The following is a 23,504-nucleotide window of genomic DNA, read 5'->3' as shown; positions in this document are numbered from 1 at the left end:
ATGATTTTAAATTCCACGATATTTTTAATACAGCTGAACAGCGAATGAGAGCTGAGAGATTAGTAAAGTAATTAATCCTTAAAAAATTACTAGAAAGGGGTGAACAAGATGAGTTATGGAGAATACACCGATTGGGTAAAAGCAAAAGAAATTTATCAAGAACGAGTTAAGCGAGCTATTAATAGTTCTAACCCTATCAAATCTTTAGATCGAATTAGGGAAGATCTACAAGAAGCTTATGACCTTACAGACTATAGTAATCAACAAATTCTTGAATTTTATAACAACGTAAAACAACTCATGTTAGAGCAGGAGGTTGCTTAATGTCATCATTCACACTCGAAGAAAAATAGAACGAGAGCTAGCCTGTATTGAATATTTGCAAAGTCGAGTTCGAATTGCCGTTCAATACAACGATCATAAAGATGTGATTGGTTTTATAGATGCATTAAAAATATCACTTGATTCATTAAAAAAACTACAACATGAACAAGCATATCAAGAAAACTTAAAGAAGTTTGCAAATGACATGCAGGCCAAAGGTTTTAATGTTCACCACTTAATTTGGCACACGGACACAAAAAATAACCACTCTGCCAAGTGGTTAAAGAGACATAAAGCAATACTTTAATTAAGTCCTCATTCTCATTAAATCATTATTGAGTGTGAGGGCAAGGAGGAGGCGGAAAAATGGATCTCGAACATCCAACAATTACTCGCATGAGACGCACAGGCTATCCAAGAATTCGAGCGGAGATTGAACGCACCTTTGAATGTGAGCAATGTAAACGTGAATTAAGTGGACATGTCATTCATCACAAAGACGGGCACTTTTGTAACGAAACATGCTTAGGAGAACATTTAGCAGAAAATGAAGAGTTTGAGGAGGTCATTGTATGAGCGCTGAAACAGTTTTAAACACACAGGAATTATCACGTGAAGAATGGCTTTCAGAACGAAATAAAGGGATTGGCGGAAGCGATGCTTCTGTCATCCTTGGTCTTAATAAATATAAAACCCCATTTGAGCTATGCTTGAGAAAACGGGCCAATCCTATTCTGAAGACCAAGGAAACGAAGCTGCATATTTTGGAACATTACTAGAGGATATGGTTGCTAAAGAATTTGAAGTTCGAACAGGTAAAAAGGTTAGACGTAATAACTTTATGCTACAACATCCAGAACATGAATTCATTATGGCCAATATAGATCGAAAAGTTGTTGGAGAAAATGCGTTACTTGAATGTAAAACAGCCAGTGCTTATTTAGCGAAAGACTGGGAAGACGATGAGATTCCAGAACCCTATTTAGTCCAGGTGCAACATTATTTAGGTGTAACGGGTTATGAAAAAGCATATATTGCCGTTTTAATAGGTGGTCAACGTTTTGTCTGGAAAGAGATTGAACGAGATGAAGAGCTCATTGACATGATATTTGAAGCTGAAGTTCACTTTTGGAATTACCATGTACTTGGTAATAATCCACCAGCTTTAGACGGTTCCAGTGCAGCTGAACAATACTTGAAAGAGCGTTATGAACGCTCTGAACAAAATAAAGTAGTGGATCTAGGTTATGAGTTCCAAGATAAGATACGACATTACAACGAATTGAAAGAATCTATTAAACAATTACAAGAGCAAAAAAGCAGATTGAACACGAAATTAAACAGGAATTAGAAGAGGCTGAAGTTGGACATGTCGGCACTTATGAAGTCAATTGGAAATCACATGAACGTAGGACAGTTGATTCTAAACGTCTTAAAAAAGAGTTTCCTGATATCTATGAAAAAGTCATAAAAACTACAGTATCAAGACCATTTAAAGTGAAGGAGTTGGTATAGATGGCAACTAATGAAAAACTCAAAAATGAACTATCGAATAAAAAGAAAAATCAACCTCAAAAAACTCAAGGAACGACAATGAAAAGTTTATTAAACTCTCCAGCTGTTATGAAGCGTTTTGAAGAAGTGATGGGGAAACGAGCTAATCAATTTACTTCATCAATTCTTAATCTATATAACAGCGAAAAAATGCTTCAAAAGGCTGAACCTATGAGTGTTATCTCATCTGCGATGGTTGCAGCCACTCTCGATCTACCAGTTGATAAGAATTTGGGTTATGCGTGGATTGTTCCATACGGAGGTAAGGCCCAATTCCAATTAGGATATAAAGGTTATATTCAATTAGCTCTTAGAACAGGACAATACAGGAATATTAATGTGATTGAAGTTTACGAGGGTGAGCTTCAAAAATGGGATCGATTAACAGAAGAAATTGAACTTGATTTTGATGAAAAGAAATCGGACAAAGTGATTGGTTATACGGGTTATTTTGAACTAATTAATGGCTTTAAAAAGACGGTTTATTGGTCTAAAGAAGAGATTGAAAAGCACAAGAAGAAGTTCAGTAAATCAGATTTTGGTTGGAAAAATGATTATGACGCAATGGCTAAAAAGACGGTCATTCGAAACATGTTAAACAAATGGGGCATTCTCTCCATTGATATGCAAAAAGCTTATGTAGAAGATGTGAGTGATCCGAGTCAACGACAAGAAGTTAGTGAAGAGGAACAGAAAATTATCGATGCTGAATTTATAGAAGCAGATGAGGGACAAAGTGAACCTGAGAAAACAGCTGAAGAAGTCGCAGCTGAACTAAGCAATGAAAACTAGAGAAACAGCTATTCCAGATGTATATGTTTGGATTGCTCAGAGCTCTAAAAATCCAGGGATTCAATTTAAACGATATGTGGCGGCATACGTCCGTCACAATTTCCCTGGTTATCGGTTAAAGCGTATTGAGAAGATGACAGCGATTTTGGAAAGAACAGGTGATGATCATGAATTACCTTAAAGAGCTTAATACGTTTCATGAGTGGCTTGATACGAATCCTTTACCCAGTGGGGCAATTGTTTTGTGGTACACGTTAATGGCACTTAACAATAAAACTAACTGGCAGGGTGAGTTCACGGTTGCAAATGGAACGTTGCAAGCTAAGACGGGTTTATCAAGGCAGCAATTACACCGTGCAAGAACAGATCTCATAAACGCAGGACGTATTAAATACAAAAAGTCTAATCGTGTGAATCAAGCTGGAAAGTATTCGATTGTTAGTTTTGATACACGAGACGGACACAAAGCGGACACGGAAGAATACACGAACCGGACACAAAGCGGACAAGAATTGAGCACATTAGTTAAACATAAACAAGACATAAACAAAACAAAACATATACCTAGCCTAGCTAACGCGCGCGTAATTCATTTAGCAGAGCAATATTTTATTAGTATCTCAGAGAGAGATAAATATTTGCTCAATGATTTTGTGACGAGCTAGGTGAAGAACTAATTACGGAAGCACTGAATCGAGCTAAAACAGAGCTAAAAGGATTTAAGTATGCACTTGGCATTATTCGTAATTGGTCCCAAAAGGTATTCAATCAATAGACGAAGTTAGGAAAGATGATGAGAATTTTGAGTTTTATAAGCAGCGTAAATATGGCAATGGCCAACACATGCCTGAATATGATCCTGATTTAGATGGATTTTAGAAACGAGGTGAACATATGCAACAAGCTAAGGCTTTTCTTAGTTCCATCAAAAGAGCTGGGGAAGAAATATGTGAGTCATGTGGCAATGTCTATCCAGTCTATGAAACACCAAGAGGAATTTTGGGCGCTTGTAAACCTTGTGAGGATCGTAAGCTTAAAGAATCTCTTAACCTACCAAGCAAAGACGAACTAGATAGTATTAAAGCGAAAAACTTTATTGAGCGATTCACGGTAGTTCCTGAGCATTTGCAACATGCCACAATCAATTCGTATCAAGCCATAACTCCTAGTCAAATAACGCTTAAAGAGTGGGTTGTTGATTTGATCAGAAACTTTGAAGTACGTCCATCTGACTCACTAGTCGTGAGCGGTAAAGCCGGACTTGGAAAAAGTCATGTAGCTTATGCAACAGTCAAAGCCCTTAAAAGTCGCGGTTATAAAGTTTTATATTTCGAGGTGTCTAAGCTCCTTGACTATTTTAGAAAAGTCTATGACAACCATGCTAAATACTCCAAAGATGATTTATACAACATGATTGAGAAGCTAGATCTACTTGTGTTAGATGACATTGGCTCCGAGTACATTAAAGGGAACGAGAATGGGCAAGAAACATGGGCTTCTGAGGTGCTGTTTAATGTTTTGAATCTAAGGCAAGGTAAACGGAAAATCGTCACAACGAACTACACTGAACGTCAACTGCAGCAAAAATACGGCATACATGGTGAACGTATAACATCACGTATGTTTGACCATGCAACGAGCATTCGACTAGAAGGACAAGATTATCGTAAAAAGGGGGATGCCTAATGTGGCAAAAAGAAGGACCAGGCATTTATAAAGTACTCGGTACTGGAATGACTGAAAAAGAAGTCATGGCCATGAGCGAGCGTACAGATAAACGAATTGAAGAAGCGAGGCGAAAACTGAATGACAAAGCTAGCTGAAGCAATTGAATTTACGGTCTATGGAGAGCCAGTCGCTCAAGGACGGCCAAGAGCTACGACTATCAATGGACGAGCTAGAATGTATGACCCAGCCAAGTCAAGAAACTACAAGCAATATATTAATCTCGTAGCTGCAGACCATCGGCCAGAAAAATTACTAGATGGACCACTAAAGCTAGAGGTTGATATTTATAGATCCATTCCTAAATCAATGCCTAAGTATAAGCGAAAAATGATTGACCAAGGCACATATAGACCCACAGTTAAACCTGACGTTGATAACTTTATTAAAGGTATTAAGGATGGCTTAAACGGTGTGATTTGGGAAGATGATAAGTTAATTGTCGAACTAATCGTGAGGAAATGGTACTCAGATTCACCAAGAGTCAAAATTAAAGTTAATCACTTAAAAGAATTTGAACAGCAACAGCTACTAATAAATTAAAGGAGCGGTTTCTATATGACTTATGCAAATTTTAAAGCGTTAGTGAAGAAAGTGAATTTAAAACCTAAAGGGATTCAAGAAGTTGTGCTTGAAGTTTCGGATGTTCAGACACGAGGGCAATTAGAAAACCTAGCAAGTATGATTGATAGCCACGCTCAAATAGAAATTGAATCATCAATTATTAATTATAACGTGACTGTTGATGCTCATACTCGAAAACCTTTGACTGAATACAAAGTAGATGAACATGGAGTCGTACAAGAGGTTAAAGATCCAGAACAACTAGAATTACCTGGAATACCTAAAGAAGAAGTGAAAACCGATGACGAAGAAAAACAACTCGAAAAAGAAGCCATCGAAAAATTCGTATTAAGTGGCATGGCTCCAGAACTCGATGATTTTCCTAAGAACTTTACTGAGATTGTTAAACGTCGCTTAGAAGGCGATTCTTATTCCAAGTTAGCAAATGAACTTGATATGAACTCTGGAAAGATTGTAGAGGTCATTGAAGATTACTTCAAACAAATAGCTCCATTAGCTGCGAAATGGTGGGAATGGAAGCAAGGACAGAACGAAGGAGAATCAAATGAGCAAGATCAACATGATAATACTGATGAAGACTCGGACGAAGGAGCAGCATAATGGTTGCTGCTTCCCTTTAATTATATTAGGAGGCGAACATTGGTGAAAAAGTGTGTTGAATGTAAAACAAAGCGTGCTAATTTTGCAGGAGGAAACTTGTGTGAAGACTGCTGGCGGAAATTTTTGAGACACAGGGCTTAATAAATTCGAGTTTATTTAGAACTAATGAACTAGGACTAAGTACATGGAAAATAGTGAAAGTGAGGAAAGTAAAATGAGAACTAAAGACATTCCATTTCACAATCTAGCAGAACGTCAATTGTTGTTGATAGCACAAAAACAACAAAACTATTACCTGAAATTAATAAAGAATGGCTTACTAGATACCAAATGAATTTTCCATACAGACTAGATATTCGCTCAAGAATTATTAACGCACTGCTTGATCGTGAAATTCCAGATGAGGAATGCGACTCTTTTATTTTAAAACAGGCTAATGAGCTGCGCGAAAAGCGAAGAGAGCGGATTAAAGGTTATCGTAATCATGTAAAGAGGTGAGTAAAGACTAATGTTAAATAGAGTTGTTTTAGTTGGGAGATTAACAAAGGACCCAGAACTCAGTTACACACCTAACGGTACAGCTGTTGCTAATTTTACCGTAGCCGTTAATAGACCATTCTCAAATCAACAGGGAGAACGAGAAGCTGACTTTATAAACTGCGTAATCTGGCGTAAGCAAGCTGAGAATCTAGTAAACTATATGAAAAAAGGTTCTATGATTGGAATAGACGGAAGAATCCAAACGCGTAGTTTTGAAGGACAAGATGGTAAGAGAGTTTTGTTACTGAAGTTGTCGCTGAAAGCGTACAGTTTTTAGAGAGTAAACGTCTGAGGAATCTAAGTCTAACAAACAGCAAAATGCAAGTTTAAATCAAAATAAATCAAATAAAAACGTATTAGATAACGAAGGGTAGCCAGTAGATCTTCAAGATGATGATTTACCTTTCTGAATGGAGTGATATGATTGAAAAAATCTTTTGTGATGTTTGGAATCGTTTGTACGCTGAGTGTTATTACAATCATCACTATGATTTATGTTCTGATTGACATATTGACATAAAAAAGGAGCTTAGCGCTCCCAAAAATATAACTTGTCTCAACGTTATTTTAACATAGGGGGCGTAGCTCATGCGATTAAAACCAATACCAGTAGATATGAAAAATCGACAAATTTTGATAGATATTGAAGGGAACGAGCCTTTTTGCGTCGTATACAGTAATGGAAAAGCAAAAATTACAAAGTTACCTTCTCATGGAGAGACAAAAGTGATTACTCACCAAGGGAAGGTGAAAAGGGTTAAGTTTGATGAGGGGGAAGAGTTTTGAGTCAGGAAATTAACGAAAGAGTAAATTTTAAAATATCTGGTTCTGATCTGAATGTTGAAGATGGTTATGACTTATACTATCTATCGCAAAGTATGGAAGTGTTCCATCAGTTGATTGAAAAAACTTATTTAACATTAAAAGACGAAAAGTATATGTCTAGAAATAGAAGAGAAGATTTAAAAATAAAGGTTTTTAATATTAAGCCTGGTTCATTTGAAGCAGATTTTGTGATAACTGTTTCTCATGTTTACCCATCATTACTACCAATAGTTACTTCTTTGACTGCAGAAAACATATGGAAGATTGCTAAAGAAAGCTTTGATTATCTTAAAGTAATTTTCCAGGCAAATCAACGAGGAGAAGAAATATATATGGAAAATAACAATACAGGGGACGTTAATGTATACAATGTAAAAGGTGATTTACTTATCAACACACATCCAGATGTTGTTACAACTGCCGTTGAAACTTACCCAACTTACAAAAAAATGGCTAATTTAATTGATGAAAAAGATAAAACCTTTGAAAAGGCCGAATTTAGTGATTATAAAAGCTCTTCGAATTTAATAAAAATTGGAGTTGAAGAAAAAATGCTTTTACAAAACAAAAATATAATTGAAGAAGAACCGATAGAATTTATTGGGAAAATTTTTAATGCAGATGCAAATAAAAATAGTGGAAAATTAGAAGTATTAGATTCGAAGGATATACCAACGGGAGAATACTCGTTCGAATTTCTTGATAAAAGAAGTCGAGAGGTAAAAGAGTTCTTTGATGAAAAAGGCGAATTTTCAGCACTAAAAGAGTCAGCATTTAATCCAAACACATTAAAGAAATCTATTAACAAATTAAGAATTGTAAAAGTTTATCCGTCTAAAAATGATTGAGGGATGTAGTTCTACCAGCCAACTGGAGGACACTGATTAAGTAAGTTGCACACGCAGCTGCTTGATTGGTGTCCTTTTTTATTTATCAAGGGGGTTAATGATGAAAAAGATGAAGTACACAATTATCTTCAAGGTTCATCCTCACAGAAGAGATAAACGAACGGGTGTACAGCAACCGGTCAAGCCCAGTAACTATTATAAAGAGTTAGGGAAAGAAGGGGCGGGGTGGAAAGGTGAACAAAAACAGATTGAGAGTGCGCTTAGAGATTATAACTGGATGTTAAATGAGATTAAGAGACAGAGAGATTTATTACAAGTAGTCGGAGGAAATGTTGTTGCCCAATCTGGAATAGAATCTACTATGCCTAAACCAAAAGGAAATACTAGTGATCCTGTTGCCAAAGAAGTGATTAGACGTGACAAGAAAAGTAAATGGGTTCAGAAATTAGAACGCAAGGTTCTATTCATACAAAATAATATCCATGTCATCCAAGATCCAAGAGAGAAAGCGGTCTTAGAATGCATGTTAGATGGTTTAAGCATGAGTGCGATTGGTCATCACATGGGATTATCAAGAAGGCACATCTATAACATTAAAGATTCAATCGTGGAAAAGATTTCACAGAATGCACAATCTACACAAAAAATGACAGGTTAATAGCGATTTGTGTACAATCGGAGGCAGGACGGAGCGGCAGGATTTCATAGCACCAGTAAATTGAATATTGCTTACTAGATGCCCAACTGACACATATTTGACCTGTAGTGTTTCATGTAATCACCTCCTTTTGTTAATAAATTGATTGTCCTGTTTAAACTGTCAGCTGGGTAATATTGATAAACATTCATTTATGATGTCTTCATTATATGGTATGGACATAAGAATAATTGAAAAGACTTATACTGAGGTGATTATATGTGTTTACATGGTGTTTATAAAAAGTAAAAGTAATTAACCCAGATCAAACTAATAATATTGTGAATGTAGATGCTTGTATAGCTGATGAAATACAAAAACTTAATAATCAAGGTGTTATTACATTAGGTTGCTGTTGCGGTCATGGTAAGGCAGGTCAAATAGTAGAATATGAAAACAAATTTGGTAAATGGAAAACGCATCACGATCCTCCGATAACTTTGATTAAAGAAAAAGCGTTGAATTGGCTATAAACTTAGGGTATAAACCATATCCTTATTTTTATGCGACGGAGAAAATGGAGGGGTATGGCAGATGCAACTTAAAACAGGTTGTATTACCATGCAGGAATGTGAAGAGTGGCATCGAGATAATATTACTTTATCAGAAAGGCAAGGTGTACTCTAAAAGGAGAAGAGGAGCTGTAACTCCCCTTCATTTGTTGGATTATCCAGTATGTTGACTACGATAACACCAATAACAACCGTTATAACCATTTTGTAATAATCGGTAAACATAGTTGTAGTCATCAGTTTCTTCTTTCTTGATAATTTCATCCACTTGACAGTTACGAGTTAAATGATCGCGTCTATGGATTTCCTTTCCGGATCCATGGTTAATAATATATTTTTTCATTTTATCACCTCCTCAAAGATAATTTCGATCAATTAATTGGATTTTCCTGTTAATTTTGCAGGATTTTTAACTTATATGTCGAATAGATTGGGTTGAGGAGGGGAAATTATGTGGTTAACAATTTATAATGTTGTTAAAGAAATTTTAGAAATGCTTTATTTGTTGGCTGGTGTAGGGTTACTAATAGGGGTTTTTATTGCCTTAAACAATTTGATTTATTAAAGAAGGATATTTCGATAAAAAATCAAAGGGCTGCAGCAAGAAAAAGTACGGAAATGCTGTATATTTTCGCAACAGTTTTTCTGCCTAGTTTAAACGAATATCAAAAGAAAATAAAGGGTAAAATAAAACAGACTGATACTGTGAAATTTAATGGTGAATTTCATGTAGATATTGATAATATAGAAAAAGATGCGATAATCGAGGCACTTACAAAAGAGAAGAATGGACTTACTGATATCTTAAATCAGTTAGAATATTTTAGCGCATGTTTAGTTCATGGGGTAGCAGATGAAGAAATGGTGTTTTCTCCAATAGCAACTACATTTTGCGATTTTATAGAGAGAGAACATTTATTAATAAGTATACACAGATCAAAAAGTGATTCGAGTACAAATTACTATAATAATATGTTAAAATTATATAAAATTTGGAGTCATCGAATACAAGAATCCGATATTAAAAAGAAGCAAGATTCCTTGAATCAGAAGCTCTCTGATTTAGGAGTGAAAGATGAAGTTAAACCCATTGGATTTTAAGGAGGAATTTGCATGACTACTGACGCAATATCTGATGTTAAACAACTAGAGCGTTATTCAAATGCAGAATTAAAAGAGATGTTATTAAAAGAAGTCACAACAGGTTATAATTTTAATCAATTTCATCATAATGACAGTAGACAAAATTATACAAGACTAGCAGAAGCTTTTGAAAATATATCAAAATACAATTCCAAAAATATTTAGCACCCACTGTGGTGCTTTTTATTTTGAAGGAAATATCTCCCTTTTGTCGAATAAAACAATAAAACGCATAGGGGGTAGGGTTCAATGTTTAAATCTAAAGAAGAGAAGCAAGAAGCTAAAAGAGAAAAGTATATGAAAAAGTATCACCTAGACAATTTAAGCGAAAAGGATATGGAAATCATACAAGAGATTTCGAGTAATTCTGCTAAGATTGCTTCAACTGTAGGCATGTTAACGATGGATTCTAAAGAGCAAGCAAAATTATTACAATTGGAAAGCTTAGTTGCACAGAATTGGCTCATTATCCGAAAACTAGATGAAATTAGTCAAAAACTAGATAATTGATGAAGGCATCCTATCGGGTGTCTTTTTTATGTGGTGATATAAATGACTGAATACAAAACTAGAGAACAAAAACGCAAATTCTATGATAGTCGTGATTGGAAACGAATGAGGTTATATATCAAACAACGTGACAATTATGAATGTCAGGAATGTAAACGTAATGGCTTTGTTAAGATAGACACTAATGAATACAGTGAACAAGCTAAACGAAAGAAGATACAACTAGTAGTTGACCATATTAAAGATTTAGAAGATTATCCAGAGCTTGCGCTTGATGAAGAGAATCTCGAAACACTTTGTGTTAAATGTCATAACAAAAAGCATGGAAGGCATTTTGTATTTAAATTTAAGAGAAAGCCAACAAAGTGGGATGGAGACGAAAATGGTGATACCCCCCGCCTAAAAATTTTGGTGTTTTGCTGCTGGGGGCACCGGTGCAGGGGGAATCGACTTCCTAGATTTTTAACCAAATTCACACGTAAGGGGGGTGGGCATGTGTGACGAACAAATTAAGGATCGATGTGAGCACTGATAAAATCAAGCATTATCTGATGTCACGTATAGATACAACTAACCCAGTTGAGGTCGAAAAAGTTGGTAGGTATTTAAAGCATATTGAGATGTACAGACGAATGGAACGCAAAGTAAAAAATGAGGGTGAATCGGTCACAATCAAAAACGGGAGTCAAACTTTTATTAAGTCCCATCCTCTGTTAAATGACATGAGCAAAGTCAATACAGCAATTATAAATATCGAAAGAACTTTTAAATTTATCGATGAGGACAATGACAATCAACCTAAGTATTCAACGAGTGATCTAATTTAAAATGTTGAAAAACAAACATGTAGATTATTATATGGACCAATACGAAGCTGGCAAAATTAAAGTCAGTAAGTATTTGGTCCTTTTGTTTTCTTATTTAAAAAAGTACGTCCTCAATCGAGACGATCTCTACTTCGATGAAGTGACACACGAACGTTACATTGCTTTTACTGAAAAACATTATTTCAAGTTACAGCCTTATCAAAAGTTCATAACAGCATTTGTTTTCTTATACTACAAAGAAGGGGATCATCCGTTCTTTGAACAGTTCTTCTTATATATGGCAAGAGGTGCTGGTAAAAACGGTCTTATTTCGACTTTAACTCATTTCTTTATTAGTGATCTACATGGCATCAAAAAATATAATGTATCGATTGTGGCCAATAGTGAAGACCAAGCCAAAACATCTCATAAAGAAGTTTTTGATGTCATTGAACAGGATGGTAAAGAGGGAGTATTACAATCTCTTTTTCGCCATACAAGGTCAGAAATCGAGAGCAAAACCAATGGAAGTATTCTTAAATACCATACATCAAATGCCAAAACCAAAGATAGTCTACGCGATGGTTGTGTCATATATGATGAAGTTCATGAATATGAAGATTCAGCCATAGTAGATGTGTTTTCATCTGGCTTAGGTAAAGTTAAACATTCTAGAGAATTTTTTATTACGACAGACGGGTTTGTTCGTGGAGGTTACTTAGATGATTTAAAAGAGAGAGCTGAGCGAGTGTTACGTGGTGAAGCTCCGGATGATCATCTCTTGTTTTATGGCATGTTTAGATGAAGAAAGTGAGTTAGACGATGAAACGAATTGGCAAAAAGCTAATCCTATGTTTCATCCACCGATGAGCGATTATGCTAAAGAGTTATTTAGAGTCGTTAAAAGACAGTATATCAGCTTGGGGAACTCGAAACCATCTGCAAGAATCAAATTTATGACTAAACGTATGAATACGCCAGCTACGGATCTAACCACTTCAGTTGCTACCTGGGAAGAAATAGAAGCAACCAACAGGCCTTTTCCAGATTTAAACCATCGTACAGCGGTTGGTGGGTTAGACTTTGCATCTATAAGAGACTTTGCAGCTGTAGGTTTGTTATTCAAAGTAGGTGATGACTACGTATGGAAAACACACTCATTTATACGTAAAGGATTTTTGGATTCCGTTGAATTGAGACCACCTATTTATGATTGGGAAAAAGAAGGGTTCTTAACGATTGTTGATGAGCCAGTTATTAATATTAAACATATAGTTGATTGGTTTTTAGAAATGCGTGAGCATTACGGAGTGAATCGAATTGTGGCTGATACATTCAGGTTAGATTTGGTCAAGACGGCTTTAGAGGCAGAAGGATTTGAACTTATTTATATTCGGAATCCTAAAGCCATTCACAGTAAATTGGCTCCACGAGTCGAAACGATATTTGCTAACCACAATATAATTTTTGATGATAACCCGCTAATGCGTTGGTATACGAATAATGTTTACGTCAAAATCAAGAAAGATGGAAACAAGGAGTATTTGAAAAAAGATGAAGTTAGACGTAAAACAGATGGATTTCAAGCGTTTATTCATGCTTTATTTGAAGCAGATAACGTTTTGGAAGAGGAAGAAGATTTTTTCTTAGATGAGATAGCCTTTTAAGGGGGTGATACTATTTGGGTTTATTAGATATTTTTACTAAGAATTATGATGAGATTGATTTCATGTATGATATCGATTTATTAGAAGATACTTCTGATCGTATTTATTACAAAAAACTAGCCATAGCAACATGCGTTAATTTAATTGCAAGAACGATTAGTCAGTCAGAATTTCGAATTAAGAAAAAAGGTATTGTTCAGCATGATGAATTTTACTACCGAATGAATGTGAAGCCCAACCGAAATCAGTCGGCCAGTGAATTTTGGGATATGTTTGTTTACAAACTTATTCACGATAATGAAGTATTGATCATTAAAACAGATTCTGATGATCTATTAATTGCAGATGATTTCAGCCGAACTGAATATGCGATGATGGATGATGTGTTTAGAGAAGTAACCGTAAAAAACTATACTTTTCGTCGTACATTTTTATCTAGTGATGTAATCTACATTCCCTACAACAATGAAGATCTATCACGATTAATTAATAGTTTATATGCTGATTATGGTGAATTGTTTGGTCGAATGCTTGAATTTCAATTGCACAACAACCAAATTCGAGCAACAGTAGATACTGAAAGTGCTCACGCGAAAGATAAAGATACATCCACTAAATTGCAAAATTTCATTAACCGTATGTATGAAGCTGTTAAGAAAAAGACGTTTGCTATTGTACCGCAACAAAAAGGTTTTACTTACAAAGAAGAATCTAATCGAGCATCAGCAAGTGTAGATGAAATTAATAAAATAACAAATGGGTTTTTAGATCATGTGGCCAGAGCCTTAGGTATACCACCTGCTTTAGTCCGTGGGGAAATGGCCGATGTAGAAAAAAGCACACGCAATTTTATGACGTTTGGCATCGATCCAATAATTAAAAAATAAAAGACGAGTTTAGCGGAAAGTTCATTGAAAAACAAGATTATTTAAGTGGTGATCGTTTAGATATCAGGCGTCCGTCTTACCGTGATCTATTCGACTTAGCTTCAGCAGTTGATAAGCTTGTATCATCATCAGCATTTACTGGAAATGAAGTAAGGGAGGCAGCAGGATATGAACATTCAGATGATGAGTTATTGGACAAACATATCATCACGAAAAACTATACTGAGTTAGCAGATTTACTTGAAGGAGGTGATAAAGAATGAATTGGAAAGACGAACTCAAAAATATGATGAATAAGAAGTCGAGTATTCGTTTTGAGGCGAATGACGATAACAAAGAAGCTAAGCTCTATATTTATGGTCCTATTGGTGGGTTCCTGTTTAGTGAAAACAGCGCACAGGGCTAAAACGACGATTACATGGAGTAGATGCTGAAACAATCCATGTTCACATTAATTCACCAGGTGGTTCAGCATTTGATGGTGTGGCAATTAATAATTTACTAAAAAGTCATAAGGCGGATATTGTGGTTCATGTGGATGGTTTAGCAGCAAGTGCAGCATCGGTTATTGCGATGGCTGGTAATAAAATCATCATGCCTGAAAACACAATGATGATGATTCATCGAGCAAGCACCATTGAGTTTGGTAATGCCGATGATTTCGAAAAAACAGCATCTGATCTTCGTAAAATCGATTCAGCATTAGCAGCCTCTTATAAGAAACGTTTTGTTGGAACAGAAGAAGAATTGAATCGATTGTTAGATGACGAAACGTTTTTAACAGCTGAAGAAGCAGTTGCCTTTGGCTTAGCAGATGTGATTGGAGAAGAAATTGAGATTCCATCTCTAGAAGATGTGGATGACGAAGAAGATGATGATGAAGAATATGAGAACTTTAAAGAAAAGCTAGTTGCGAAATATGCAGCGCAAACTAACCTACAATCGAATGAACCAAAAGAGCCTGAACAAGATCCCGAATATAAGCGGAATCTTTCAGAGCTCTTTTTAAATTTATAAAATATTGGAGGAATGAGGAAAATGACAATTAAATTCAATAATTTTGAAGAAAAGAAGTTAGCATTTGCGAAGGCAACACAAAATGGCACAGAAGAAGAGCAGTCACAAGCACTTAATGAAATGCTTGAGTCATTAGCACAAGATGTTCAATCAGACATTCTAAATCAAGTTAATACTCAAATGGCTGATAATGCTGTGCTTCAATCACGCGGCCAAAATGTTTTAACATCAGAAGAATACAAATTCTTTAATGCGGTGGTTGAAGAAGGTGGATTTACTGACACTGAAATGCTTCCAAAAACGACACAAGAGCGTGTGTTTGAAGATTTAAGAAAAGAACATCCGTTATTAGATGCACTTGGATTACAAAATCTAGGAGCAGTCACAGAGTATATTTTTAGTAATCCAGAAGGGGCAGCTGTATGGGGGCCATTATTTGATGGAATCAAAGGCCAATTAAATGCTGCGTTTCGTAAAGTATCTATTAGTCAATTGAAGCTTACAGCGTTCATTCCACTTTCAAACGACATGTTAAAACTTGGTCCTGAATGGATTGAACGATATGTACGTACCATGATTCAGGAAGCGATGGCTGTTGGACTTGAACAAGGGTTTGTAGCTGGTTCAGGGCAAAACCAACCTATTGGCTTACTTAAGAATGTTAATAGTGAAACAGGTGCTGTTTCAGATAAATCATCATCTGGCACACTTACATTCCAACGTGGCGAAACAATGATTGATGAATTAGCTGGAGTTGCAGAAAAATTAGCTATATACACAGATGCGAATGGAAAAGAACAAGTTCGTAAAGTGGAAAATAAGCTTGTCATGGTGATGAATCCAAAAACAGTTTCCGTATTAAAGCTAATGCAACCATTCAAAACGCAAGTGGAGTATACGTGACAAACTATCCACTTAACTTTAAAGACTATGAATCTGTATTTGTTCCTGAAGGAAAGGTATTGTTCTTCCTTCAAGGTGAATATCTAGCAGCAATGGGTGGCCGAGATCCTATCAAAAAGTTTGAACAAACAATGGCGCTTGAAGATGCAACGGTTTATATTGCAAAACAATATGCGACAGGTAAACCGAAAGACAATAATGCGGCTGCGGTTTATGATTTAGATCTAGGTGGCTCAACCACAACTACAACTACGACAAGCGCATAAGGAGTGAGTGAATCATGGGTGTTCAGACAAATACTCAAGTCACTCAAGAAATACTAGAAGAGTTTAAAGAGCGTATGCACATTACTCATAATTCAGAAGACAGTAATCTTCAGCGGTTGCTGTCTTTTTCTGTTCATAGTTTACAACGCAAATGTGGGCCATTTGACATTAATGAACATGAAGGAGCTAAAGAACTAGTATTCGAACGTACTCGGTACGCTTATAATGATGCCATTGAATATTTTGAAGATAACTTTTTAAGTGAGATAACAAGTTTAGGAATTGATTTACTTTCAGAAGAAACAGATGAGACAACGACTACAACAACCACCACAACAAAGTCTGGGGTGTAATGATGAGGAATTTTAAATATAAACCTCCACGTGTGCATACAGGTGAGCTAAGAACACCTGTTATTTTTATGAATATGTGCCAAACGAAGGACCTTACCCAGGTGAAAAGGAAAAGAATGAACTTTTTAGAACATGGGCTAAAGTTGACGAGGTGTGGTTAAGAGATGCAGAACAAGCAAAAGCAAATGGGACACTTTCTGATATCACAATTACGATTCGAGATCCTCAAGCTGAATATATCCCAAACAATAAGCACTACGTCGAAATTGATGCACCTGAGTATCAAAACAAACGTTATAACGTTAAGCAAGCACAGCCTGATCTTCAACATAAATCTTTTATTAATGTGATTGCGAGTTTAACGTCATGAGTGTCAACATAACCGGCTTAGAACAACTAATAAATGAACTGGAACAACGTCTTGGTAAACAAGCAATGCAACGAATTAGTGATGAGGCTTTAAAAGAGGGCGCTAAAGTGTTTGTGAAGGAATTAAAAAGTCAATTTGAATCCTTCAAAGATACTGGAGCATCTATTGATGAAATCACTATTTCTGAGCCTATGTGGGATAGTGGTGTCCGTACGATTAAAGTACATTGGAGAGGCCCAAAAGATCGTTATCGAATTATCCATCTCAATGAGTTTGGTACGGTACAAAATCCGAACCCACGAGGTAAAGGGGCTATTGCAAAAGCTTTGCGTAATGCAGAGAGGACCTACCGCCAAACCGTTAAAGAGGTAATCGAAAGGGGGATCTAATGGAATATCAATTTTATGAAGCTTTTAAAGTGGATCCGATTATTCAAGAAAAAGTTGGCCAAAGGATTAAGTTTTATAAATATCCGAACACTGAGGATCTAGAAAAAGGTCCATTTATTATTATTGATCCTTTAGATCCTCCATTACCATCAGATTATGCAGATAATAAATGGCTAACAGAAGATTATCTATATCAAATTGAAGTTTGGTCATTTAATAAAACAGACCGTGACCTTGTGGCTAAACAAATTCAACAGATTCTTTGGGATCAGTTTAACTTTGGTAACTATGGTGGCGGTGTTGATGAATGGGATCAAGATTTAAATGTTTACCGTGATGCTAGACGTTATCGCGGTAAAAAATATGTTAACTAATAAGAGGAGGAAAATCTATGAAAAAAGATAGACTGCTAAAGCTAAACCTGCAGCATTTCTCAGAAAAAAACTATAAAGCATCAACCGGAGTTGATGAGTTTTATTATGCTGTACTGAATGAATCAAGCGATACGGGTATTATTAATGGTTCTATTGAACGCATTAAGTTTGCTCAAACGATTACAGTTGAATTACCGCAAGAAGCTGTACGTGCTTATGGTGATAACAAAACAGCTGAAATTGCTGTTTCGAATGGTAACGTTACCGTAACGGGTGCATTTCATAAACTACCAGTAGAGGACCGTCAAACATTGTTAGGTCTTGAAACGGTGGAGGGACTAGGTTCTTATGGTGAGGGGGACAATCCTCCATACGTTGCTTGTGTATTTGCTAAAACTCATGAGGATGGTTCAAAAGAATGGGTTGGGTTAACTAAAGGCATGTTTATGCGTCCAACCATTAACGCACAGACAAAAGAAGATACCACAGCTTTTCAGAACCAAGAAATTTCAGGAGAATTTATGGAGCGTAAAGTCGATGGGTTTACAAAAGAAAAGTCCGTAGTATTTGGTTATGATGCGGATGGTGAAACCACTAATCGTGATGCTTTATTTAATAAAGTTTTTGGAGTCGCATATCCTGATACGACGACAACGACTACCACAACAAGCGCGTGATTATAAATGAAATATATTTTATGTCAGCCTGCCATTAAACGTTTTGAATGGGAGCTGGAAGTGTGTATTACTAGATTACAAAAACTAGGCATTCGTCACATTGTGCTGTTGTTCACACGGCATGATGAACGGGTGCCTGTTTATTTGCATGAGAATTATGGTGTTGAGATACATGTGTATGATGATGTTCGTGAGGATAAAAGTTACATTCCTTCTGTTAAACCCTATCTATGGAAGCGATATTTAGAAGAAGATCCTTCAAGGGAAATGGAAACATACTATTACTTGGATAGTGATGTACTGTTAAGAGAATTACCTAATGTCCAACCAACTAAAATAAATGGTTGGCTTCATCATGTGAAAGTTATTTAAGCGTTGAGTATATAGATAGTAAAGGTTCTGATTTACTAAAAAGAATGTGTGATGTTGTAGGCGTTGATTGTTCACTGATCAGAAAGAAACACCCTATCGGAGGAGCTCAATGGATAATCAAACATCCAACTCATGACTACTGGAATAAAGTTTTTGAGGATTCTATCAAACTATATAACTTTTTAAGCTCAGTAGAAAGGGAGTATGTACGACAAAATGATTCTAATTATACTCCTATTCAAAAGTGGACAGCAGAAATGTGGGCGCAGCTATGGAATGTCTATCATTTCGGTAAGGATGTAGAAACTCCTAATGAATTAGATTTTTGTTGGCCAACCGATAATGTTGAAAGATATTATCAAACGAAAATCTATCATAATGCTGGTGTGATGAATGATCACCAGCATTTTATTTTATAAAGGGAAATACGTGAATAAAGTACCCTTTAAAGATTCGTTTAAGCATGTAGATAAAAATAAAGCTTCTATCAAATATGTTGAAGCGATTAAGGAGGTTATTCAAATGGCTAAGTATGAAGTGATTGAAGGTTTTCATGATCTAGAGGATGATAAAGATTATTTTGTGGGTGATCGATTCCCTAAACCAGCTAATAAAAGGTTAAGCAAGAGCGACTAGATGAACTAGCTTCATCTGACAATAAGGCAGGAAGACCATTAATTAAGAAAGTCGAAGAGCAGGAGTAATCCTGCTCTATTTTAATTTGAAGGAGGATTTAACATGGCAAATTTAAAGCGACACATGATCGAGCTCATTACAGAAGTTAAAGATGGTGAATTAGTTACAAAGAAATACTTAACACCGATGTTTTTACCTCTATCAGTCGTTTATGAGGCTATAGATTTAATGGCTGAAATGAAAAATGTCAATGTGAATAATGAGAAAGAAATGATTGATAAATTATTAGAATTCGTTGCTGACAAAGCCTATGGTGGTCAGTTTACAAAAGAAGATTTATTTAAGGGCCTTCATGCCCCAGATGCCATGCGTATTTTACAAGATCAAGTACTTTTTGTGGCCAGAGGTGATCAAAATATTGAAACAAAAAGTACCTGGAGAAAATCAGTTAGTTGATGATGATTTTACACCAGAAAAACAAAAGCAATATTTAGACGAGATTATTTTGAAAATGATGAAGCAAGGTAAGGACATCAATGATGTACTCAATATGCCGTTTAATTTTGTTCTTGAATTACTATCGAAAGAAACGAAACCTAGAGAAGAAACATCTCTAATTACCGCCTTTGGCGGTTAATTTTTATCCCTCTATGAAGGGAGGTTAACCATTGGCAGAAAGAATTGAAGGGTTAAATATAGGGCTTGAATTAGATCACTTAGCTTTGGAAAGAGGTCTTACGGGTGTAAAAGACCGACTAAAAACCGTTAACTCAGAAATGCGTAAAAATATGAGCGCATTTGATCGCGGAGATCGTTCAATCGGAAAGTATGAGACACGTCTTCAAGGACTCAATAAAAAGTTAGAAGTTCAGAAAAAGGTAACAGAAGAGTCCTATAAAGAGTATCAAAAGATGGTTGATGAGCACGGGCAAGGTTCTAAAGAAGCAGAAAAGGCTGAACGTGCTTACAATAATCAAGCAGCTGCACTAAATAACTTAGAGCGCTACGTCCAACGTACAACAGATGAACTAGAAGAAATGCGTAAAGAACAGGCGTTTCAAGAGTCTACTTGGGGGAAACTTAGCCAAAATTTAGATCAGTTTTCAGGGAAGTTAGATAAAGTCGGAGATTCATTAACCAGCATAGGATCCACGGCAACAACTGGTTTGACCGTTCCTATTTTAGGGGCAGGAACGGCTTCCTTAATGACGGCAGGTAAGTTTGAAGACGCTTCGGTTCGTATGCAAAATTCCCTTGGATTAACAGCGGAAGAAACTGAACGTATGACGGATATTGCGCAATCCATTTATGAGGATGGGTATGCACAAAGTCTTGAAGAAGTAGACCACGCTATATTACAAACAAGGCAAAATATTCGTGATTTAAATGATGAAGAGTTAGAGGATATTACACGTAAAGCCTTACTTTTGTCTGAAACATTTGAATCAGATGTTAATGAAGTGACAAGAGCTGGAAACAACCTTATAAAAGGGTTTGGTTTAGAGGCTGATGCTGCGTTTGACTTAATGGCGCGTGGTGCACAAAATGGTCTCAACTTTTCAAATGAGATGTTTGATAACTTAAGTGAATATGCTCCTTTATTTGCTGATATGGGTTTTACAGCTGAAGAATACTTTCAAATTCTTGAAAAGGGTATGGATGAAGGTGTTTATAATCTTGATTATTTAAACGATGCTGTTAAAGAATTTGGTGTTCGATTAGCGGATGGATCCGATACGACAAAAGATGCATTATCTCAGTTATCAGATGATACTCAAGATTTATTTGAAGCGTTTGAAGATGGAGAAGCAACAGCTTCTGATGTTTTTGACTCCATTGTTAAAGATTTAAATGATTTAGATGATACAACCGCTAACCAAGTCGGTGTAGATTTATTTGGTACGAAATGGGAAGACCTAGGTGCAGATGCCATTTTAGCACTAGAAGATATTGATGGTGAATTAGACAATGTAGATGGTTCCATGGATCGTATGGCCGGTAATGTTGAAGAAACATTTGGTCAACGCAAAAGACGAATTTTACGAGAGTTTGAAACAAGCCTATTACCTGTTGGTGAAATTCTACTAGATTTTAGCGAGGATGTTTTACCAGAAGTAACAGAAGGAGTTACAGATTTAGCTGAATGGTTCGATAGTTTAGATACATCAACACAGAAAACGATTTTATCTACTGCAGGATTTTTAGCTGCATTAGGACCTGTTAATTTCATGTTAGGTAGTACATTTAAGACTGTTAGTACCCTTACAAGTGGTTTAAGTCAAGTTACTCAAGTATTAGGAAAATCTAATGGTGTTGGCTTAATTTCAAGGTTAGGTATGTTGGGTCCAGCTGGCATAGCTGGTGTGGCAATTGGTGGTCTCACACTGGTAGGCGGAGCTATTAATAAACTGACAAGTACTACGAAAGAGCTGAATGACATTTCATTTGAAACTGCTGATTCATTTATGAATCAATATGAAACAACAGATCAGATGATTGGCCAATTTGAAAAGTTGAGAAATCAATCGGAATTAACAAAAGATGAATTTGCGAGATATGTAGATTTACATGCTGAGTTAAAAGATGCTTCCGATCCTAAGGTTATTGAAGATATTGAAAAAGAAATGGCGGGTCTAAAAAAAGAGTCTGGATTATCAAACAAACAACTCGACACCATGGTTAGTTTAAATAATGATTTAGTAGACCAATTACCAGGTGCAACAGAAAAAATAACTGATCAAGGTGGCAAAATAGCAGGTACAACTAGTGAGCTACGAAAATATAATGATGAAATGCTTAAGATGGCCACATTAGAATTAGAAGGCGAATATTATGAGGTTTTAGAAAACCAAAGCATATTAGCTCAAGAACTTACCAAGCAACAAGATAGTTTAAATGCATCTAAAGAAAAACAAGCAGAGGTTGATAAGCTACTAAATCAGTATACCGAGGAGGAACTGAAAGACCTAAAAGAGGAAACAAAAGAGATCATTCAACAAAACCAGACACACGGTATGCGAAGTGAATTATTAGCTGGTCAACGTAAAGAAATGAATAAAAAACGTAAACAAGCTCAAGATTTACTTAGATTAATTGAAGGTGGAAGACAAGGACTAAAAGAACAGTCATTGGAGTTACAACAACAAATTAATAGCAAAGAACAGCAGATAGTAAAAACAGAAGAAGAAATCAAACAACTTAATATTGTAACGAGTCGCTTACAGGAACATTATTTAACGTCGGCTGGCATTTCTAAAGAAAAAGCTAGACAGGCTATTCAAGATAAAGATTCCATTGGCTTAGTTGAGGAACGTATAACAAAATTAGAGGAAGAACGAAACAAGTTATATGAACAAGCCACTCCAGCTGAACGTAAAACAGAACTTTTTCAGGAGTCTGTTAACAAAATAGATGAGGAAATCAGAGGATTAAAAGATGCTAAAGGAAATATTGAAAATTTAGTATCTGTCGCTGGTGATTACAATAAAGAACTCGGAGAACGAGTGGATAAAACCATCAATGCGAATGTATCACCATCTGTTAGAGATATTAATGCAGCGTTATCCGAACCCATTAATCGAAAAGTTAATGTGAGTATAGCTGATTATACAAGGAGCCAAGCTTCAGCATTAACATCAGCTTATGGACTTTCTTATGCTGATGGGACTAATTTTCACCCAGGTGGTACAGCCCTTGTGGGTGAAGAAGGTTGGGAATTAGCGCGTTATAAAAATAGGTGGGCAGCACTGCCACTTGGAATCTATGATCTCCCAAGAGGTACTCAAGTTTTTCCACATGATGAATCAAAGCAGTTAGCTGCAAACGCAATCCCAGCTTATGCGGAAGGTGTTCGCCCTCCAAGTGAGTTTATGAAACTACTTGCCTTATCTAGTAGACAAAGCGATTCATCTAGTTCATCAAATGAAGGGAATCACCTAATGAAAGTGATGGTTGACAAATTAAGTGAGCAGGTTCAAGACACCAAACAGATGATTGCGCTATTAACTCAATTGCTTATGAAAAATACAACAATTGAATTGGACAGTGAAGCTGTGGGTAGATTAATTGAACCTTATATTTCAGAGCAACAAGAACGAAATAATAGAATCATAGAAGCTTTCAGGTAGAAAGG

32 protein-coding genes and 6 pseudogenes are annotated in these 23,504 nt (G+C 36.0%); 37 read left to right on the top strand and 1 reads right to left on the bottom strand.

Features of this window, described 5'->3' with window-relative positions; genetic code table 11:
• Nucleotides 1-108: 108 nt before the first annotated feature.
• From JCM13188_RS09110 to JCM13188_RS09040, 18 genes and pseudogenes are all read left to right on the top strand, one after another.
• Nucleotides 109-324, top strand: coding sequence for a hypothetical protein (locus JCM13188_RS09110; RefSeq protein WP_054753604.1), 216 nt, complete (start codon nucleotides 109-111; stop codon nucleotides 322-324).
• The gene (locus tag JCM13188_RS09105) at nucleotides 317-631 is read left to right on the top strand and encodes a hypothetical protein (RefSeq protein ID WP_054753603.1); all 315 of its coding nucleotides are present in this window, start codon (nucleotides 317-319) and stop codon (nucleotides 629-631) included. Before JCM13188_RS09110 ends, JCM13188_RS09105 begins: the two co-directional genes overlap by 8 nt.
• 59 nt (nucleotides 632-690) lie before the next feature.
• On the top strand, nucleotides 691-900 hold the full coding sequence (locus tag JCM13188_RS09100) for a hypothetical protein (RefSeq protein ID WP_054753601.1): 210 nt from the start codon (nucleotides 691-693) through the stop codon (nucleotides 898-900).
• A pseudogene (locus JCM13188_RS09095) lies at nucleotides 897-1,839 on the top strand (YqaJ viral recombinase family nuclease). Before JCM13188_RS09100 ends, JCM13188_RS09095 begins: the two are co-directional and overlap by 4 nt.
• Nucleotides 1,840-2,670, top strand: coding sequence for a recombinase RecT (locus JCM13188_RS09090; protein ID WP_054753599.1), 831 nt, complete (start codon nucleotides 1,840-1,842; stop codon nucleotides 2,668-2,670). It begins immediately after the preceding pseudogene.
• Entirely contained in the window at nucleotides 2,660-2,851 is a 192-nt protein-coding gene (locus JCM13188_RS09085; RefSeq protein ID WP_054753597.1) for a hypothetical protein, read from the top strand. The genes JCM13188_RS09090 and JCM13188_RS09085 overlap by 11 nt, the downstream gene beginning before the upstream one ends.
• The gene (locus JCM13188_RS09080; RefSeq protein ID WP_054753595.1) at nucleotides 2,838-3,335 is read left to right on the top strand and encodes a hypothetical protein; all 498 of its coding nucleotides are present in this window, start codon (nucleotides 2,838-2,840) and stop codon (nucleotides 3,333-3,335) included. Before JCM13188_RS09085 ends, JCM13188_RS09080 begins: the two co-directional genes overlap by 14 nt.
• Before the next feature lie 82 nt (nucleotides 3,336-3,417).
• A complete protein-coding gene (locus JCM13188_RS18750; protein ID WP_279401634.1) occupies nucleotides 3,418-3,549 on the top strand; it encodes a hypothetical protein in 132 nt (43 codons plus the stop codon).
• Nucleotides 3,550-3,564: 15 nt separating this feature from the next.
• Nucleotides 3,565-4,356, top strand: a complete 792-nt coding sequence (locus JCM13188_RS09075; RefSeq protein WP_054753593.1) for an ATP-binding protein — start codon at nucleotides 3,565-3,567, stop codon at nucleotides 4,354-4,356.
• Nucleotides 4,356-4,493 (top strand): hypothetical protein, encoded by a 138-nt coding sequence (locus JCM13188_RS18745; protein ID WP_279401633.1) that lies wholly within the window; start codon nucleotides 4,356-4,358, stop codon nucleotides 4,491-4,493. Before JCM13188_RS09075 ends, JCM13188_RS18745 begins: the two co-directional genes overlap by 1 nt.
• Nucleotides 4,477-4,938: a RusA family crossover junction endodeoxyribonuclease gene (locus JCM13188_RS09070; protein WP_054753591.1), complete on the top strand. Its 462-nt coding sequence runs from the start codon at nucleotides 4,477-4,479 to the stop codon at nucleotides 4,936-4,938. The genes JCM13188_RS18745 and JCM13188_RS09070 overlap by 17 nt, the downstream gene beginning before the upstream one ends.
• A 15-nt stretch (nucleotides 4,939-4,953) precedes the next feature.
• On the top strand, nucleotides 4,954-5,580 hold the full coding sequence (locus JCM13188_RS09065; RefSeq protein ID WP_054753589.1) for a hypothetical protein: 627 nt from the start codon (nucleotides 4,954-4,956) through the stop codon (nucleotides 5,578-5,580).
• Between the two features lie 330 nt (nucleotides 5,581-5,910).
• Nucleotides 5,911-6,078, top strand: a complete 168-nt coding sequence (locus tag JCM13188_RS18740; RefSeq protein ID WP_279401632.1) for a hypothetical protein — start codon at nucleotides 5,911-5,913, stop codon at nucleotides 6,076-6,078.
• 10 nt (nucleotides 6,079-6,088) lie between these two features.
• Nucleotides 6,089-6,405: pseudogene (gene ssb, locus JCM13188_RS09060) on the top strand (single-stranded DNA-binding protein); the annotation flags it as partial.
• Between the two features lie 303 nt (nucleotides 6,406-6,708).
• Entirely contained in the window at nucleotides 6,709-6,906 is a 198-nt protein-coding gene (locus JCM13188_RS09055) for an XtrA/YqaO family protein (protein WP_054753587.1), read from the top strand.
• Nucleotides 6,903-7,793, top strand: a complete 891-nt coding sequence (locus JCM13188_RS09050) for a hypothetical protein (RefSeq protein ID WP_054753584.1) — start codon at nucleotides 6,903-6,905, stop codon at nucleotides 7,791-7,793. The genes JCM13188_RS09055 and JCM13188_RS09050 overlap by 4 nt, the downstream gene beginning before the upstream one ends.
• Nucleotides 7,794-7,893: 100 nt before the next feature.
• Nucleotides 7,894-8,451, top strand: coding sequence for a helix-turn-helix transcriptional regulator (locus JCM13188_RS09045; RefSeq protein WP_279401631.1), 558 nt, complete (start codon nucleotides 7,894-7,896; stop codon nucleotides 8,449-8,451).
• Nucleotides 8,452-8,771: 320 nt separating this feature from the next.
• Nucleotides 8,772-8,963, top strand: a complete 192-nt coding sequence (locus tag JCM13188_RS09040; protein WP_054753582.1) for a hypothetical protein — start codon at nucleotides 8,772-8,774, stop codon at nucleotides 8,961-8,963.
• A 193-nt stretch (nucleotides 8,964-9,156) separates the two neighbouring features.
• Here JCM13188_RS09040 and JCM13188_RS09035 read toward each other — a convergent pair whose 3' ends face one another.
• Nucleotides 9,157-9,345, bottom strand: a complete 189-nt coding sequence (locus JCM13188_RS09035; RefSeq protein ID WP_054753580.1) for a hypothetical protein — start codon at nucleotides 9,343-9,345, stop codon at nucleotides 9,157-9,159.
• Nucleotides 9,346-9,575: 230 nt separating this feature from the next.
• On the opposite strand from JCM13188_RS09035, the gene JCM13188_RS09030 reads away from it, so the two are divergent.
• The 19 genes and pseudogenes from JCM13188_RS09030 (at nucleotide 9,576) to JCM13188_RS08940 (ending at nucleotide 23,499) form a co-directional block, all read left to right on the top strand.
• On the top strand, nucleotides 9,576-10,103 hold the full coding sequence (locus tag JCM13188_RS09030) for a DUF4760 domain-containing protein (RefSeq protein ID WP_369404926.1): 528 nt from the start codon (nucleotides 9,576-9,578) through the stop codon (nucleotides 10,101-10,103).
• Nucleotides 10,104-10,115: 12 nt separating this feature from the next.
• Nucleotides 10,116-10,310: a hypothetical protein gene (locus JCM13188_RS09025; protein WP_054753575.1), complete on the top strand. Its 195-nt coding sequence runs from the start codon at nucleotides 10,116-10,118 to the stop codon at nucleotides 10,308-10,310.
• Nucleotides 10,311-10,394: 84 nt separating this feature from the next.
• On the top strand, nucleotides 10,395-10,655 hold the full coding sequence (locus tag JCM13188_RS09020; protein ID WP_054753574.1) for a hypothetical protein: 261 nt from the start codon (nucleotides 10,395-10,397) through the stop codon (nucleotides 10,653-10,655).
• Between the two features lie 42 nt (nucleotides 10,656-10,697).
• Nucleotides 10,698-11,036 (top strand): annotated as a pseudogene (locus JCM13188_RS09015) (HNH endonuclease); the annotation flags it as partial.
• Between the two features lie 116 nt (nucleotides 11,037-11,152).
• Nucleotides 11,153-11,482, top strand: a complete 330-nt coding sequence (locus tag JCM13188_RS09010) for a P27 family phage terminase small subunit (RefSeq protein WP_054753571.1) — start codon at nucleotides 11,153-11,155, stop codon at nucleotides 11,480-11,482.
• A gap of 1 nt (nucleotide 11,483) precedes the next feature.
• A pseudogene (locus JCM13188_RS09005) lies at nucleotides 11,484-13,128 on the top strand (terminase TerL endonuclease subunit).
• A gap of 14 nt (nucleotides 13,129-13,142) precedes the next feature.
• A complete protein-coding gene (locus JCM13188_RS09000; RefSeq protein WP_439646626.1) occupies nucleotides 13,143-14,015 on the top strand; it encodes a phage portal protein in 873 nt (290 codons plus the stop codon).
• Nucleotides 14,016-14,301: 286 nt separating this feature from the next.
• Nucleotides 14,302-15,032 (top strand): annotated as a pseudogene (locus JCM13188_RS08995) (head maturation protease, ClpP-related).
• Nucleotides 15,033-15,053: 21 nt separating this feature from the next.
• A pseudogene (locus JCM13188_RS08990) lies at nucleotides 15,054-16,201 on the top strand (phage major capsid protein).
• Nucleotides 16,202-16,215: 14 nt separating this feature from the next.
• On the top strand, nucleotides 16,216-16,554 hold the full coding sequence (locus tag JCM13188_RS08985) for a head-tail connector protein (RefSeq protein ID WP_054753569.1): 339 nt from the start codon (nucleotides 16,216-16,218) through the stop codon (nucleotides 16,552-16,554).
• A gap of 76 nt (nucleotides 16,555-16,630) precedes the next feature.
• Entirely contained in the window at nucleotides 16,631-16,924 is a 294-nt protein-coding gene (locus JCM13188_RS08980) for a head-tail adaptor protein (protein WP_054753567.1), read from the top strand.
• The gene (locus JCM13188_RS08975) at nucleotides 16,921-17,313 is read left to right on the top strand and encodes an HK97-gp10 family putative phage morphogenesis protein (RefSeq protein WP_054753564.1); all 393 of its coding nucleotides are present in this window, start codon (nucleotides 16,921-16,923) and stop codon (nucleotides 17,311-17,313) included. Before JCM13188_RS08980 ends, JCM13188_RS08975 begins: the two co-directional genes overlap by 4 nt.
• Complete coding sequence (locus JCM13188_RS08970; RefSeq protein WP_054753562.1) at nucleotides 17,313-17,687, top strand: hypothetical protein; 375 nt, start codon at nucleotides 17,313-17,315, stop codon at nucleotides 17,685-17,687. The genes JCM13188_RS08975 and JCM13188_RS08970 overlap by 1 nt, the downstream gene beginning before the upstream one ends.
• Nucleotides 17,688-17,704: 17 nt before the next feature.
• On the top strand, nucleotides 17,705-18,364 hold the full coding sequence (locus tag JCM13188_RS08965; protein WP_054753560.1) for a major tail protein: 660 nt from the start codon (nucleotides 17,705-17,707) through the stop codon (nucleotides 18,362-18,364).
• Between the two features lie 6 nt (nucleotides 18,365-18,370).
• On the top strand, nucleotides 18,371-18,736 hold the full coding sequence (locus tag JCM13188_RS18730; RefSeq protein ID WP_279401628.1) for a hypothetical protein: 366 nt from the start codon (nucleotides 18,371-18,373) through the stop codon (nucleotides 18,734-18,736).
• Complete coding sequence (locus JCM13188_RS18725; RefSeq protein WP_279401627.1) at nucleotides 18,709-19,155, top strand: hypothetical protein; 447 nt, start codon at nucleotides 18,709-18,711, stop codon at nucleotides 19,153-19,155. Before JCM13188_RS18730 ends, JCM13188_RS18725 begins: the two co-directional genes overlap by 28 nt.
• A 319-nt stretch (nucleotides 19,156-19,474) precedes the next feature.
• Nucleotides 19,475-19,828 carry a phage tail assembly chaperone G gene (gpG, locus tag JCM13188_RS08950; protein WP_054753558.1) on the top strand — a complete coding sequence of 118 codons (354 nt, stop codon included), beginning with the start codon at nucleotides 19,475-19,477 and terminating at the stop codon, nucleotides 19,826-19,828.
• On the top strand, nucleotides 19,791-20,009 hold the full coding sequence (gene gpGT / locus JCM13188_RS08945; protein WP_054753556.1) for a phage tail assembly chaperone GT: 219 nt from the start codon (nucleotides 19,791-19,793) through the stop codon (nucleotides 20,007-20,009). The genes gpG and gpGT overlap by 38 nt, the downstream gene beginning before the upstream one ends.
• A 31-nt stretch (nucleotides 20,010-20,040) precedes the next feature.
• Nucleotides 20,041-23,499, top strand: coding sequence for a phage tail tape measure protein (locus JCM13188_RS08940; protein WP_054753554.1), 3,459 nt, complete (start codon nucleotides 20,041-20,043; stop codon nucleotides 23,497-23,499).
• Nucleotides 23,500-23,504 lie beyond the last annotated feature (5 nt).

Origin of the sequence: Piscibacillus salipiscarius JCM 13188 (assembly GCF_001311865.1) — a bacterium.
In the GTDB taxonomy this organism is placed as follows: Bacteria; Bacillota; Bacilli; order Bacillales; family Alkalibacillaceae; genus Piscibacillus; species Piscibacillus salipiscarius.
Note: the sequence above shows the minus strand (reverse complement) of the source record. Positions and strands in the feature narration are given on the sequence as shown.